The sequence below is a fragment of the Sphingomonas cavernae genome, assembly GCF_003590775.1.
GTDB classification, from domain to species: domain Bacteria; phylum Pseudomonadota; class Alphaproteobacteria; order Sphingomonadales; family Sphingomonadaceae; genus Sphingobium_A; species Sphingobium_A cavernae.
The window spans coordinates 71,791-85,235 of record NZ_QYUM01000002.1 but is presented as its reverse complement, the minus strand read 5'-3'; the positions used below and the strand labels follow the sequence as shown (position 1 = coordinate 85,235).

The 13,445-nt window shown below is 64.6% G+C and carries 14 protein-coding genes and 1 tRNA gene; 14 read left to right on the top strand and 1 reads right to left on the bottom strand.

The genetic code is table 11. The features are described 5' to 3' along the window. Positions 1-37: 37 nt before the first annotated feature. Complete coding sequence (locus tag D3876_RS00695; protein WP_119759223.1) at positions 38-688, bottom strand: prolyl hydroxylase family protein; 651 nt, start codon at positions 686-688, stop codon at positions 38-40. 175 nt (positions 689-863) lie between these two features. On the opposite strand from D3876_RS00695, the gene D3876_RS00690 reads away from it, so the two are divergent. From D3876_RS00690 to D3876_RS00625, 14 genes are all read left to right on the top strand, one after another. Next, the gene (locus D3876_RS00690) at positions 864-1,691 is read left to right on the top strand and encodes a type II secretion system protein N (RefSeq protein ID WP_119759222.1); all 828 of its coding nucleotides are present in this window, start codon (positions 864-866) and stop codon (positions 1,689-1,691) included. Continuing rightward, positions 1,691-3,895, top strand: coding sequence for a type II secretion system secretin GspD (gene gspD, locus D3876_RS00685; RefSeq protein WP_119759221.1), 2,205 nt, complete (start codon positions 1,691-1,693; stop codon positions 3,893-3,895). The genes D3876_RS00690 and gspD overlap by 1 nt, the downstream gene beginning before the upstream one ends. Continuing rightward, positions 3,892-5,448 (top strand): type II secretion system ATPase GspE, encoded by a 1,557-nt coding sequence (gene gspE, locus D3876_RS00680; protein ID WP_119759220.1) that lies wholly within the window; start codon positions 3,892-3,894, stop codon positions 5,446-5,448. Before gspD ends, gspE begins: the two co-directional genes overlap by 4 nt. Further along, complete coding sequence (gspF, locus tag D3876_RS00675) at positions 5,441-6,667, top strand: type II secretion system inner membrane protein GspF (RefSeq protein ID WP_119759219.1); 1,227 nt, start codon at positions 5,441-5,443, stop codon at positions 6,665-6,667. Before gspE ends, gspF begins: the two co-directional genes overlap by 8 nt. Before the next feature lie 8 nt (positions 6,668-6,675). Continuing rightward, complete coding sequence (gene gspG / locus D3876_RS00670) at positions 6,676-7,158, top strand: type II secretion system major pseudopilin GspG (RefSeq protein WP_119759218.1); 483 nt, start codon at positions 6,676-6,678, stop codon at positions 7,156-7,158. Between the two features lie 55 nt (positions 7,159-7,213). Beyond that, positions 7,214-7,663, top strand: a complete 450-nt coding sequence (gspH, locus tag D3876_RS00665; protein WP_238475174.1) for a type II secretion system minor pseudopilin GspH — start codon at positions 7,214-7,216, stop codon at positions 7,661-7,663. Beyond that, positions 7,650-8,102, top strand: coding sequence for a type II secretion system minor pseudopilin GspI (gene gspI, locus D3876_RS00660; protein ID WP_119759216.1), 453 nt, complete (start codon positions 7,650-7,652; stop codon positions 8,100-8,102). Before gspH ends, gspI begins: the two co-directional genes overlap by 14 nt. Next, positions 8,099-8,794 carry a type II secretion system minor pseudopilin GspJ gene (gspJ, locus tag D3876_RS00655; RefSeq protein WP_119759215.1) on the top strand — a complete coding sequence of 232 codons (696 nt, stop codon included), beginning with the start codon at positions 8,099-8,101 and terminating at the stop codon, positions 8,792-8,794. The genes gspI and gspJ overlap by 4 nt, the downstream gene beginning before the upstream one ends. After that, entirely contained in the window at positions 8,794-9,774 is a 981-nt protein-coding gene (gene gspK, locus D3876_RS00650; protein ID WP_119759214.1) for a type II secretion system minor pseudopilin GspK, read from the top strand. The genes gspJ and gspK overlap by 1 nt, the downstream gene beginning before the upstream one ends. After that, on the top strand, positions 9,771-10,889 hold the full coding sequence (gene gspL, locus D3876_RS00645) for a type II secretion system protein GspL (RefSeq protein WP_182911821.1): 1,119 nt from the start codon (positions 9,771-9,773) through the stop codon (positions 10,887-10,889). The genes gspK and gspL overlap by 4 nt, the downstream gene beginning before the upstream one ends. Continuing rightward, positions 10,886-11,362 carry a type II secretion system protein GspM gene (gene gspM / locus D3876_RS00640; protein ID WP_119759212.1) on the top strand — a complete coding sequence of 159 codons (477 nt, stop codon included), beginning with the start codon at positions 10,886-10,888 and terminating at the stop codon, positions 11,360-11,362. Before gspL ends, gspM begins: the two co-directional genes overlap by 4 nt. Beyond that, positions 11,359-12,081: a type II secretion system protein N gene (locus tag D3876_RS00635; RefSeq protein ID WP_119759211.1), complete on the top strand. Its 723-nt coding sequence runs from the start codon at positions 11,359-11,361 to the stop codon at positions 12,079-12,081. The genes gspM and D3876_RS00635 overlap by 4 nt, the downstream gene beginning before the upstream one ends. A 63-nt stretch (positions 12,082-12,144) precedes the next feature. Beyond that, positions 12,145-12,221, top strand: a tRNA-His gene (locus D3876_RS00630). Positions 12,222-12,308: 87 nt separating this feature from the next. Then, the gene (locus tag D3876_RS00625) at positions 12,309-13,358 is read left to right on the top strand and encodes a Glu/Leu/Phe/Val family dehydrogenase (RefSeq protein ID WP_119759210.1); all 1,050 of its coding nucleotides are present in this window, start codon (positions 12,309-12,311) and stop codon (positions 13,356-13,358) included. Positions 13,359-13,445 lie beyond the last annotated feature (87 nt).

Genomic DNA, 13,445 nt, shown 5'->3' with positions numbered 1-13,445 from the left:
CTCTTTCGCTGGGATGACGGCTTGGCCTGGTCTGATCTCACCGCGGCCAGGGCCTTTCCCGAAACCATTTGGTAATGATGTACTTGGTGCCTTGCCGCACCTTCATCCCATGACGGATCGTCGCCGGATTTGGCGAGCCGTCGGGGCGTAGATTGCTCCAGCACAGCAGCTTGCCGGTTTCGGGCTGCACGATCTTGTCGATCGCTTTGAAGCGCGTCGCGCCGCCCGCATCGGGTTCGTTCAGATAGAGCATCGCAGTCCAGGTCCGCTGGCCTGACACCGCGCAATATTTCATGAAATCCTCTCCGCGCGGTTCGAAATAATCGGTGTGCGCCTTGAATTCCTGCCCCACGGCATAGCGTTGGCCCTGGATCGGCTCCCCGAACTGCGGGTCGATCGCCAGAAGATCGCAGAGCATCGCATCGAGTGCGATGACCGCCGAATCGTTCCAGTCGAGATCGCAGGTTTCGCTCGTTCTGTAGGTCGCGTCGCCATTATGGTCCGAAAGCGTGGAGGGGCGTCTGCGTTCGTCAATGCGCGCCATGATATGCGCACAGCGATCATGGTCAAGAAAACCCTTGCGGATGAACAGGTTGAGTTTCGGAGTGGGCACGCGCTGCACCCGTGGCTGTGCTGCAAGATGATCGGCTGACGAATTGCCGACGCCGTTATGGATGGTGGTCGCCATGCCCGATCATAAGCCGAGGCACCGCGTCGATTTCAAGTGGGCAGGCCGGAAATCCGGACGAATTACGGAGTAGAACCGTAGAAGCAGTTGCTCAATGTCACATTGTGGCAATATGACCGTCATGGACAGGTAACAATGCCGCACTAGCGCAGCCGTCTCGTCCGGGGAGCAGCAATTGCGTCTTAGTCTTGATGGCAGAGCCAAGCGGCTGTTGCGGCGCCTGCCGCGCTACAGCGCGTACAGCGTTGCAGAACTCGTGCTCCTCGCGGTGCTCGCGGCGCTTTGCGCACGGCTGGTGTGGACGATCGTTACCCCCGTGAATCCACTCGGCACCTGGCGATTGCAGGATCGAGCGGCGGGCGCGGTGGCCAATCGCGTCGAGCTTTTCCGCAGTTTCGATCCCTTCTTCCGGCTGCAGGATTCGGGGACGGCGGTCGTGACCTCGCTTCAACTGACGCTTTTCGGTACACGCCTTGATGAGGTGTCGGGGCGCGGATCGGCGATCATTGCCGGCCCTGACGGCGTGCAGACCAGCTTTGCAGTGGGCGACGAGATTCTGCCCGGCGTGATCCTGAAATCGGTGGCGTTCGACAGCGTCAGCATCGATCGCGGCGGTGCGATCGAGCAGCTCTATATCGACCAATCTGTCGCAGCCCCGCAGGCGGCCGAGATCGCGCCCGGCGTTGCGACCGACTCCACGCTCGACGCCTCTGGCGGTGCACCCGTCAGCGTCGATCAGATCCGCCAGGGCATCCAGTTCCTGCCGCGCACCGAAGGCGGCCGTATCACCGGCCTCGTCGTCCGTTCGGGCGGCGATGGAACCGCATTCCGTTCGGCGGGTTTCCGCGACGGCGACATCCTGGTCGCCATCAACGGGCAGCCCATCGGATCGCCCGACGACGCGACGCGGCTTTCGGCGGCGGCGCGGCCCGGCTCCACCCTTTCGGTCACCGTCGAACGCGGCGCCGAAGTCATTCCCATTGCCATTGCGATAGCGAGATAATGAAAAAATTCCTGACCGGTGCCGCCACGGCCCTTGCGCTGATCGTGGCCCAGCCACTGGCCGCACAACACACGCTGAATGTCCGCGATGCCGATATCCGCGCGTTCATTCAGGACGCGGCGCGTGTCACCGGACGCACGTTCATTATCGACCAGCGGGTGCAGGGGAAGGTGTCGGTGGTGACCGACCGGCCGCTCTCGCGTTCCGAATATTTCGAGGTGTTCCTCTCCACGCTACGCGCCAATGGTCTCGTCGCAGTACCGACCGCGGGTGGGGCGTTTCGCGTCCAGCCCGCCGACACCGCGGCCTCGCAGCCCGGACGCGTCGGCACTCGCGGCGGTGCGCAGAATGCCTTCGTCACCGAAGTCTTCCGGTTGAAATCGATCGATGCGACTTCGGCAGTCGAGACCTTACGTCCGCTCGTCAGCAAGGAGGGCTCGGTCACCGCCAACCGCAGCGGCAATTCGATCGTCGTGGCGGACTTTGCCGACAATGTCCGGCGTATCCGCCAGCTCGTGAACCAGATCGACAGGGACAGCGCGTCAACCACGGTCGTGCCGCTGAAGAATGCGGGCGCGCGCGAGATCGCTGCTTCGCTGCAGCAACTTGTCGGCGCTGGGGTGGCGGGAGCCGAGGGCGCGCCGGGCCGCGGACCCGCAGCCACCATCGTGCCTATCGACAGCAGCAACTCGATCGCGCTCAGGGGCGATCCTTCGACCGTTGCGCGACTGGTCGAGATCGCACGTGACCTCGACGTACGAGCGGCGAGCGGCACCGAAATCCGAGTCGTCTGGCTCGAACATGCCGATGCAGCGCTGTTGCTTCCCGTGCTTCAACAGCTCATCGGGCAACAGCCGACCATGCCCACGCCGGCCGCGGCGTCGGGCGGTGGCGGCAACGGGAATGGCAACGGCAACGCCATGGCCATCCCCGTGTCGATGCCGGTGTCGACGGGGGTCAATCCGCTGGGCACTCCCGGCAGGGGGGCGGCGATCGTGACCCGGTATGAAGGCGCCAATGCGATCATCATATCCGCGCCCGCTGACGTGCAGCGCCAATTGGGCGAAGTGGTCCGCCAGCTCGACACGCGCCGCGAACAGGTGCTGGTCGAGGCGATCATCGTCGAGATGTCAGACATCGCGGCAAAACAGCTAGGCGTCCAGTTCCTGTTCGGGGGCAAGCCGGGCAGCAATCTGCCCTTCGGAATTACCAACTATTCCAACGTCGCGCCGCGCATCGGCGTCTTGGGCGCCGCGGTCGCAGAGCGCGAGCTTAAAAAGAATGACGACGACACCGACGACGACGATTCGGGGCTCAGCGACCTCGAACAGGCGGCGTTGCAGGAGGTGCTCAGTGCGAGCGGCGGCATTGCCGGCATTGCTACCAAGATCGGAGAGGACGGCATTTTCGGCGCCATCATCAACGCGGTGAAATCCGACAACAAGTCCAACATCCTGTCGACACCCTGGCTCTACACGCTCGACAACAAGGAAGCGAAGATCCTCGTGGGGCAGGAAATTCCGGTGTCGACGGGCGAAGCGCTCAGCGACAATTTCGACAACGCGTTCCGCACGATCCAGCGCCAGAATGTGGGCATCCAGCTCGAAGTGAAACCCCAGATCAACTCGGGCGGCGCGATCAAGCTGTTCCTGCGTCAGGAAGTCAGCTCGATCGCAGGTCCCGTTTCGGATGATTTCAACGAGCTGATCCTCAACAAGCGCGAGATCGAGACGACGATCACCGTCGACGATGGCGAGATCGTGGCGTTGGGCGGCCTGCTCGATGACAATGAACGCCGTACCATCGAGAAAATTCCGTTTCTGGGCGACCTCCCCGGAATCGGCGCGCTGTTCCGTGCCAAGGCACGCCAGCGCAGCAAGACCAACCTGATGATCTTCATCCGTCCGACGATCGTCCGCAGCGCCTCTGAGGCGCGCGCGATCACCGAGCAGCGTTATGGCTATGCGCGGCGCGAGCAGCTTCTCGCACGGCCTGATCGTGAGCCCACGCTCGACGAACTGGTGCGCGACTATCTCAACATGTCGCCGCCGATTCCCGTCGAGCAGAGGCAGCCAGCGTCCGTGCCTGCATTGCCTGCACCAGCGGCTGCCGAACCCGAACCCGCTCCGGGCGAGATCCGTCAGCGCAGCTCGACTCAGACGATCAGGCCCGTTGAAGTCCCAGTCAGTGAGGCGCCACAATGAAGATTCGTCGCGGAGAGACGACTGCCGAGCCTGCGGCCGAAACGCTCCCGCCCGAAGGGGCGCACAGCCCCGTCCTGATCGTCAACATACCCTATGGCTTCGCCCGCAAGTTCGGCGTGGTATTGAAGGAGAAGGACGAGCAGGGCCGTTTCGGCATCGCCATGCGTGAGGGTGCTGATCCGCGTGCGTTGCTTGAGGTTCGACGCTGGCTGGGCCAGCCATTTGCCGTCGAGTTCGTCACGCCGTCGGCGTTCGACACGCTGCTGTCCGAACGTTACGCACTGGGTGGTGAGGCGGCGGCCATGGCGGCGGGTTCGCTGGGACTGGGCGACGATCTCGACCTTCTCGCGACCGATTTGCCCACCGCGGACGACCTGCTCGACACGGCCGACGACGCGCCCGCGATCCGGCTGATCAATGGCATCATCGCCGATGCCGCGCGGCAGGGCGTGTCCGACATCCATATCGAGCCCTATGAAACCGGGCTGATCGTCCGCATGCGCATCGACGGCGTATTGCGCGAAACGCTGCGCATGCCGCCGCACGTCGCGCCCGTCGTCGTCAGCCGCATCAAGGTCATGGCGCGGCTCGACATCGCCGAGCGGCGGGTGCCACAGGACGGGCGCATCGGACTGACCTTGGGCGGCAAGCTGCTCGACGTCCGCGTCTCGACGTTGCCCAGCCGCGCCGGCGAGCGCGTGGTGCTACGCATTCTCGACAAGGAAAATGCCGGGATCACGCTCGACGTGCTTGGCATGTCCGAAGAAACCAACGCGTTGCTGCGCGAAGCACTGGCCGAGCCCAATGGTATTATTCTCGTCACCGGGCCGACCGGTTCGGGCAAGACGACCACGCTCTATGCCGGCTTGCGCCTGCTCAACGACGGCACGCGCAATATCTTGACCGTCGAGGATCCTGTCGAATATGCGATCGAGGGTGTCGGGCAGACGCAGGTCAACGCCAAGGTCGGGCTGACCTTCGCCGCGGGGCTGCGCGCAATCCTTCGTCAGGATCCCGATGTCGTCATGGTCGGCGAAATCCGCGACCGCGAGACCGCCGAGATCGCGGTGCAGGCGTCGCTCACCGGCCACCTCGTGCTGTCGACGGTCCACACCAACGACGCGGTCGGCGCGATCACGCGTATGCGTGACATGCGGATCGAGCCCTTCCTGCTTGCCTCGACATTGCGCGCCGTGATTGCGCAGCGCCTCGTTCGGCGGCTTTGCCCCGATTGCCGCCGTCCTGTGCAGGCGTCGGGATCGGTCAGCTCGCTGCTCGGCTTCGATCCGGGCACGGTGATCTACGAGCCCGTCGGCTGCGACAATTGCAACCACACCGGCTTCAAGGGCCGGATCGGCGTGTTCGAGGCGATCCGCATCGACGAGACCATCCGCCGCCTCATCAACGACGGCGGCGACGAGGCGATCATCGCGCGCCACGCCTTTCTCAATCACCCCAATCTCGGATCGGCCGCGCGCAAGCTCGTGCGCGAGGGGCTGACCACGCCCGAGGAGGCGGTCCGGATATCGCGTCGCGAAGCGGTCGATGCCTGACTGGGACTATCTGGCGCTCGACACCAGCGGGCGCGAGCGGCGGGGGACCGTCGCCGCGCCGAGCGTCGAGGACGCGCGTGCGCGGCTCGACCAGCGGCGCTTCTACGTCGTGCGGATCGAGCCCGGGACCGGGCAGGCGCAGCAAGCGCCGTCGCTGCTCTCGGGCAGGGCCTTTGCGCGCAAGAAGCTGAGCCCCAAGCAGCTTACGCTCTTCACGCGCCAGCTCGCGACTCTCGTTCAGGTGACGCCGCTCGAGGAATCGCTGCGCACGATTTCGCGCCAGAGCGAGCAGGTGCATGTCCGCACGATCCTCCAGACGGTGCATGCCGCGGTGGTCGAGGGACGGCGGCTGTCCGAGGCGATGGCACGCGAACCCAAAAGCTTCCCGCCGCTCTACCGTGCGATGGTTTCGGCGGGTGAAAGCTCCGGCACGCTCGATACGATCCTCGAGCGGCTTGCCGACCTGCTCGAGCGGCAGGCACAGGTGCGTGGCAAGGTGTTGAGCGCAATGGCCTATCCCGTCGTGCTCGCGATCGTCGCGGTGTTCGTCGTGATCGCGCTCATGGTGTTCGTCGTGCCCAAGGTGGTCGAGCAGTTCGACACGGTGGGGCAGGCGCTTCCGCTGCTGACCCGCATCGTCATCGGGATTTCCGATTTTCTGGTCAACTGGTGGTGGCTGTTGCTGGCGTTGATCGCTTTGCTTGGCGTTGTCGCATGGCGCGCGCTCAGCGATCCCGCGATCCGGCTGCGCTTCGATCGCTCGCTGCTGCGCATTCCGCTGATCGGCCGCTTGATCCGCGACCTCCACGCGGCGCGCATGTCGCGCACGCTGGCGACGATGGTGGCGAGCCGCCTGCCACTGCTGGAGGGGCTCGCGCTCACCACGCCGACGATCCACAACCGCGCGCTGCGTACCGCGTCCGAAGACATTGTCGAGGCGATCCGCGGTGGCGGCAGCCTGTCTGTCGCGCTCAAGCGCGCCAATGTTTTTCCGCCGCTGCTCGTTTACCTCGCCGCCAGCGGTGAAGCCGCGGGCAAGCTCGATCTGACGCTCGAACGCGCCGCAGATTATCTAGAGCGCGAATTCGACGGTTTCACCACGGCGGCGCTGTCGCTGCTCGAACCGCTGATCATTGTCGTGATGGGTGGTATCGTGGCGCTTATCGTATTGTCGATCCTGCTTCCCATCCTCCAGCTCCAATCGCTTGCCGGTATTTGAGGTTCCAAATGATTACAGACATTTTCATCCAAGAAACGCCTGAAAAGGCGCCCGAGGGGGCAAGGCGCGGACGCAAGCGCGAACACGGCTTCACGCTGGTCGAGCTCATGGTGGTGATCGTGATCATCGGCCTGCTCACCACCATCGTCGTCATCAACGTATTGCCGAGCCAGGACAAGGCGATGGGCAAGAAGGCCGAGGCCGACATCGCGCTGCTCGAACAGGCGATCGAGATGTACCGGCTCGACAACCTGACCTATCCGACCGCATCGGACGGTCTGCGCGCGCTCGTCCAGCCACCGGCGTCGCTGGCGCAGCCCGATCGCTATCGTCGCGGCGGCTACGTCAAGCGCTTGCCCGACGATCCCTGGGGACGTCCGTATCTCTATACGGTTCCCGGACGAAACGGCACGTTCGACGTCTTTTCTCTGGGTGCCGACGGCGCCGAGGGCGGCGAGGGAGAGAATGCGGATCTCGGCAACTGGCGATAAGGCCGAACACGGCTTCAGGCTTGTGAGGCGTTCCGCCGAACACGGCTTCACGCCCGTGAGACGTTCCGCCGAACACGGCTTCACGCTGGTCGAACTGATGATCGTGCTCGCGATCGTCGGTCTGATGTCGGCTGTCGTGATCCTGACCATGCCCGATCCACGCGGCCGCCTGATGGATGAGGCCGAGCGTTTCGCTGCGCGTGTTCAGGTGGCGCGCGACGGCGCTGTGATTGACGGGCGCGAGATGAGCCTGACCGTCGATCCCCTGGGTTACGGCTTTCAGGAACGGCGCCGCGGCGAATGGCGACCGATGCAGCAACGCGCACTCGCGCGCGCAGACTGGCCGCAGGGCACGCGCGTCACGATCGGTCGCGATTCGCGCAAGACGATCATCTTCGACACCACGGGGCTGGCGAGCGAGCCAGCGACGGTAACCTTGCGTCGCGAGGGCGAGGAGATCGCAATCGCGATCGGGCAGGACGGAACGATCAATGTCGGATCGTAAAGGCTTCGTGCCGGTTGTCGCCGAACACGGCTTCGGGCCCGCGAGGCGTTCCGCCGAACATGGTTTCATGGCCCCAAGGCGTTCCGCCGAACACGGCTTCACGCTGATAGAGATGATTGTTGCATTGGCGGTGTTCAGCCTTGCGGCACTTGCGCTGTTGCGGCTTGAGGGTGCGACGCTTTCGAGCACCGCTGACCTCGACCAGAAACTCATCGCGCAGATCGTCGCGCGGAATGTTGCGGTGGAAACGCTCACTGACCCGATGGCGCCCGCGCTCGGCGAGACGAGTGGCGAGGAGGCAAATGCCGGCCACCGCTGGCGCTGGCAGCGGCGCACCACGCGTCCCGGCGACCAGCGGATCGTCCGCATCGATATCGCGGTGCTGGATATGGCCGGGCGGAACCAGGCCGGTCTCACGATAGTGAGGCAGGTGAAATGAGGCGTTCCGCCGAACACGGCTTCATGGTCCCAAAGCGTTCCGCCGAACACGGCTTCACGCCCGTGAGGCGTTCCGCCGAACACGGCTTCGGGCTCGTGAGGCGTTCCGCCGAACACGGCTTCACGCTTGTCGAACTGATGGTTTCGCTGCTTATCTTCGGCATATTGTCGGCAGCGGGCGTGGCGTTGCTGACCTTCAGCGTGCGGGCGCAGGACGCCGCGAAGGAGCGTCTGGCCGATATGGCCGAGATACGCCGGTTTGGCGCGGTCCTGACCGGCGATCTCGCCCAGGCAGCTCCGCGTATGCCGCGCGATGCACGTGGCGATCGCACTCCAGCCTTTCAGGCATCCCCGCCGGGCACCGAGGCGCCCTTGCTGACTTTCGTCCGCTCGGGCTGGAGCAACGGTGCGGGCGCGGCACGCGCCTCGCTGCAGCGCGTCGAATACCGGTTCGAGAACGGCAATCTGCTTCGCATCGGCTATGCGATGCTTGATGGCGGTGAAGAACTGCCCGCGGCCGTGATCTTCAGCGATGTCGAGGCGGTGCGCGTGCGCTTTCGTGTCGACAACGAATGGCGCGATGCATGGGACGCAACGCAGCCAGAGGCGATGCCCGATGCCGTTGAACTGGTGGTGAAGCCCGTCGATGGAGCCGAGATCCGTCAACTTTTCCTCGTGGGCTCGAGCTACTGATGCCGCGTCGGGGCGAGGAGGGTGCGGCGCTGCTGAGCGTTTTGCTGCTGGTGGCGGTCATGGCGGTTCTGGCGGCGGCCGCGCTCGAAAAGCTGCGCCTTTCAACGCATCTGGCGGCCAATGGTGCGGCAATGGATCAGGCGCGCGCGTTCAGCCATGCCGCCGAAACGCTGGCGTTGATGCGGATTACCGATCTTGTCGAGCGCGATGCCGCCAAGACGACGCTTGCGGGCGGCTGGAATGGGCAGCGCACCAACCTGCCCATTCCCGGAGGGATCGCCGAGGCGCGGGTGCGCGATGGCGGCAATTGTTTCAACCTCAACAGCGTCTCGCGTGGGCAGTCCGCAACCGAACTCGCCGCCAGCCCCACGGGCATCGGGCAGTTCGTCGCGCTGATGGAGGCGATCGAGATACGGCCCGATGTTGCCCGCCGCGTTGCGGCTTCGCTCGCCGACTGGGTCGACAGCGACGATGTGCCAGGTAGCGATGGCGCCGAGGATGCCTATTATCAGGGGCTCGCCAGCCCGTATCTCGCGGCCAATACGCGGCTATATGACGTCAGCGAGCTGCGCGCGGTGGCCGGGGTTACGCCCGAGCTTTATGCGCGGCTGCGGCCTTGGGTGTGCGCGCTGCCCAACAGCGAGCTTTCGCCCATCAATGTGAACACGCTGCTCCCCGAACAGGCACCGTTGTTCGCGATGCTGATACCCGGACAGCTCAACGTTCAGACCGCACGCAAAATGCTCGCCGAAAGGCCCGCCGATGGCTATGGCAGCCTCGTGGATTTCTGGAGGCGACCGGCGCTCCAGGCGCTTACCCCGGGGCAGGAAGTGCAAAGTCAGACCAAACTCACGACGCGCTGGTTCGCGCTCGACATCACGATCGAGTTGGGCAGCGCAGAATTGCAGGAGACTGCCCTGATTGATGGTGCGTTGAAGCCGGCGCGACTGGTGAGCCGGCAATGGGGCGATCCTTCATGAGCGAAGATCGCTTCCTGATCCTGCGATTCTTGCCCGATGCCGATGCGCCGGTCCACTGGTTGCGCGTGGCTGATGGCGCGATCGTCGAACAAGGCGATGATCTTGTCGCGATTCGGCCCGCTGACGACAAGCAACTCGCCGAGGAGCGCGTCATCGCGATTGCGCCCGCCGCAGACGTCACGGTCAACTGGGCCGAACTGCCGGGTCTGGCCGATGCGCAAGCACGCGCGGCGGCGCGGCTCCTCGCATCGGAGAACAGCATCTCGCCGCTCGATTCGCTGCACGTCGCGGTGGGTGAGGAGCGTGAAGGCGGCGACCGTCTCGTCGTCACCGTCGATCATGCGCGTATCGCCCACTGGCTCGGCGCGGCGCAGGCATCGGGTTTCGATCCCGATGCGCTGGTGCCCGCGTCGCTGTTACTTTCGCGGCCCGAAAATGGCTTCGTAAAGGCCGACATATTGGGCGAAACGATCGTCGCGGGGCCAGGCAGCGTCTTCGCCGACGACGAAGCGCTGACTTCGCTGATCGTGGGTGATGCGCCGATTGAAACGCTGTCCAATGGGGCTGCCCGATCCGAATGGATCGCTGCGCTTTCGGCGCTGCCGATCAATTTGCGTCAGGCAAACTACGCCCGCAGGCGCCGCTGGGCGCTCGATTGGGGACTGATCCGACGGCTGGCCGCGATCGGCATCGGGATCGTCGGAGTGCTGCTCGCGATCAACGTCGCGCTCATTCTCAAATATCACTACGCGGCCGATGCGCTCGAGCTGCGGACAACAAACCTCGCACGTACCGTCGTTCCCGATGCGACGAGCGACGAGGGTGCTATCCAGGCGCTCGATGACCGGCTTGCCGGTTATCGCGGCGGTGGCGCGGGTTTCTCGGCGACAACGGCTGCGATTTTCTCGGCAGTGCGCGCGGTGCCCAATGTCGAGCTGACCAGCTTTGATTTCGGCATTGATGGAACGCTGCGGATCGGCATCGCCGCCGCGACGCCCGGCGACATCCCGGCGTTCCAGGCCCAACTCGAGCGCTATGGCTTCGATGGCACGGCGAGCGCACCGCAACAGGCGGCAGGGCGCCAGATCGTGGAGATGACGGTGAAGCTGCCATGACCGAGAAGTTCAAGGCCTGGTGGACGCTGCGCACGACGCGCGAGCAGCGGATGTTGCTCGTGATGTTCGCGCTGATGGGCGTCGTCCTTGCGTGGATGCTGATCCTCTGGGTGGGCAATGGCGTGTCGTCGGCGCGAGAACACCATGGTCTGGCGGTGGTCGACCATGCGCGGGTCGCGGCCAAGGTGGAGGCGTTGCGCGACTATCAGAAGCGCGCGCCGCCGCCGCTGCCGGCGCAGATCGATACGGTGGTGGGGCAGGCGGCCGCCGAGATTGGCTTCGTGCTGACCCGCGGCGAACCGGAAGGACGCGACCGCGTGACGATTGCCATTGGTTCCGCGCGCCCCAACGCCTTTTTTGGATGGCTGACCGATCTCGAGCGGCGCGGCATCGTGCCCGAAAAGCTCGTTGCGCGCGCCAATAGCGACCGGACGCTGAGCATCGAGGCGACGTTGAGGGGCCGCGGGCAATGAAGCGCATCCGGATGCCGTTGGGACGAGGCCTTTATTTTCTGTGCGCGTTCCTGATCGCGTTGATCGCGCTGCTGCCGTTGAGACTCGCACTCGACTGGTTCACGCTCGATGAGCAGGGGCTTTCAGCGCGCAAGGCCGAAGGCAGCGTCTGGCTGGGCCGGCTTACCGAAGCCCGGTTCGGCGATGCGCCACTGGGCGATCTGGGGGCACGGCTTTCTCCGATCCAGCTTCTGGTCGGCCGCGCGCGCGTCGATCTTGAAGGCACCGACGAAAGCGCTCCACCGATGAAGGGAGCGTTCGGCGTGAGCCGCAACACCATCGGGATCGACGATATGACCGCGGCGATTCCCGTGGCCGCAGTGTTCGCGCCGCTTCCTGTCGACACGCTCGATCTGTCCGACGTCAGCGTGCGCTTCAAGGATGGCCAGTGCGACCATGCCGAAGGTCGGGTTCGCGCGACTGTCGCCGGCGACATTGCTGGAATCAACCTCGGTCAGGGGCTGGGCGGCAATGCGCGCTGCGACGGCGGGGCGCTGCTGCTGCCTCTCCAGGGCCAATCGGGAATGGAGCGGCTGGCGATCAAACTGTTCGAGGACGGGCGCTATGAGTTCGACCTTGCGGTGCGGACCGCCGACCCTGCACTGGGGCCCAAGCTTCTGCTTTCGGGATTCCGCCAGACGCAGGACGGATATGTATTTTCGCTGCAGGGCCGTTTCTGATAGACGTCGCTTGACGCTGGAGGAGCGCGCACTTATGAGCGCGCGGCCCGAGCGGCACATATGGCGATCGTAGCTCAGTTGGTTAGAGCACTGGTTTGTGGTACCAGGGGTCGGGGGTTCAAGTCCCCTCGGTCGCCCCATTTTCTCCCCGCAGCACTTCGGACTCGCAATCAGAGTTTGATAATATTATTACGGTCACCGGTAATTTAATTTTCAGGTGAGCGGCAATGGACTCGGTGTGGGAATATCCCGATTTTGACGATCATGAGGGCATTCACCTCTTTCGGGACCCGGCTTCGGGCCTGACCGCGGTCGTTGCAGTCCACAGCACGCATCTTGGTCCGGGCATGGGCGGCGTGCGCTACTGGTCCTATACCGACAAGAGCAAGGCGATCACCGATGCTCTGCGCCTGTCGCGCGGCATGAGCTTCAAGAACGCGATGGCTGACCTGCCGCTCGGCGGCGGCAAGGGCGTGATTCTGGCGGGCCCGGGCGCTGAAAAAACCCCTGAATTGCTGGCTGCATTCGGGCGCGCGGTCGAATCGCTCGGCGGCAAATATGTGACGGCGGAGGATGTGGGTATCACCGACGTCGACATGGTTCAGATCTCCGCGAGCACGCGCCACGTTTCGGGCCTGCCCGTCGAACATGGCAATGCTGGAGGCGATCCGGGGCCGTTCACTGCGCTCGGCGTCTTCCTGGGCGTCAAGGCCGCGGCCGAGCGTGGCCTCGGCAAAACCGACATGGCCGGCGTCCATGTAGCGATCCAGGGCGTGGGCAGCGTCGGCGGCGGTCTGGCCCGCCTGCTCGCCAAAGAGGGCGCGAAACTGACGCTTGCCGACGTGAACGCAGACCGCGCGAAAGCCCTGGCCGACGAACTCGGCGCCACGGCCACCGCGGCGGACGAGATTCTCGGAATCGAGGCCGATATCATCAGCCCCAATGCGCTTGGCGCGATCCTGACCGAGGCGTCGATCGCGGCGCTGCGGACCACGATCATTGCAGGCGGCGCTAACAACCAGCTCGCGACGCATGCAGACGGCGAGCGCCTCAAGGCGCGCGGTATCCTCTATGCGCCCGATTACGTCATCAATGCGGGCGGCATCATCAATGTGGGCCTCGAATATCTGGGGCATGGCGACCGCGCTGAGGTCGAGGAGCGCATTCATCGTATCCCCGATCGCCTTCGCCAGGTTTGGGACGAGAGCGAGGCAACGGGCGACCCGGCCTCTGACGTCGCAGACCGGATCGCGAAAAGGCTGATCGGGCGCGGCTGACCCTCTTTCCTTTGGGGAACGAAAGTGGCACAAGGCCGCGCGAAAGCTGCGCGGGTCGCATCGCTGCACCAATTTTTTGAGGTTTCA

Excerpts from the sequence above, each read along its gene's own strand:
- D3876_RS00695 (WP_119759223.1), bottom strand. The coding sequence starts at position 688 with ATGGCGACCACCATCCATAACGGCGTCGGCAATTCGTCAGCCGATCAT.
- gspD (WP_119759221.1), top strand. The coding sequence starts at position 1,691 with ATGAAAAAATTCCTGACCGGTGCCGCCACGGCCCTTGCGCTGATCGTG.
- gspE (WP_119759220.1), top strand. The coding sequence starts at position 3,892 with ATGAAGATTCGTCGCGGAGAGACGACTGCCGAGCCTGCGGCCGAAACG.
- gspF (WP_119759219.1), top strand. The coding sequence starts at position 5,441 with ATGCCTGACTGGGACTATCTGGCGCTCGACACCAGCGGGCGCGAGCGG.
- gspG (WP_119759218.1), top strand. The coding sequence starts at position 6,676 with ATGATTACAGACATTTTCATCCAAGAAACGCCTGAAAAGGCGCCCGAG.
- gspI (WP_119759216.1), top strand. The coding sequence starts at position 7,650 with ATGTCGGATCGTAAAGGCTTCGTGCCGGTTGTCGCCGAACACGGCTTC.
- gspJ (WP_119759215.1), top strand. The coding sequence starts at position 8,099 with ATGAGGCGTTCCGCCGAACACGGCTTCATGGTCCCAAAGCGTTCCGCC.
- gspK (WP_119759214.1), top strand. The coding sequence starts at position 8,794 with ATGCCGCGTCGGGGCGAGGAGGGTGCGGCGCTGCTGAGCGTTTTGCTG.
- gspL (WP_182911821.1), top strand. The coding sequence starts at position 9,771 with ATGAGCGAAGATCGCTTCCTGATCCTGCGATTCTTGCCCGATGCCGAT.
- gspM (WP_119759212.1), top strand. The coding sequence starts at position 10,886 with ATGACCGAGAAGTTCAAGGCCTGGTGGACGCTGCGCACGACGCGCGAG.
- D3876_RS00635 (WP_119759211.1), top strand. The coding sequence starts at position 11,359 with ATGAAGCGCATCCGGATGCCGTTGGGACGAGGCCTTTATTTTCTGTGC.
- D3876_RS00625 (WP_119759210.1), top strand. The coding sequence starts at position 12,309 with ATGGACTCGGTGTGGGAATATCCCGATTTTGACGATCATGAGGGCATT.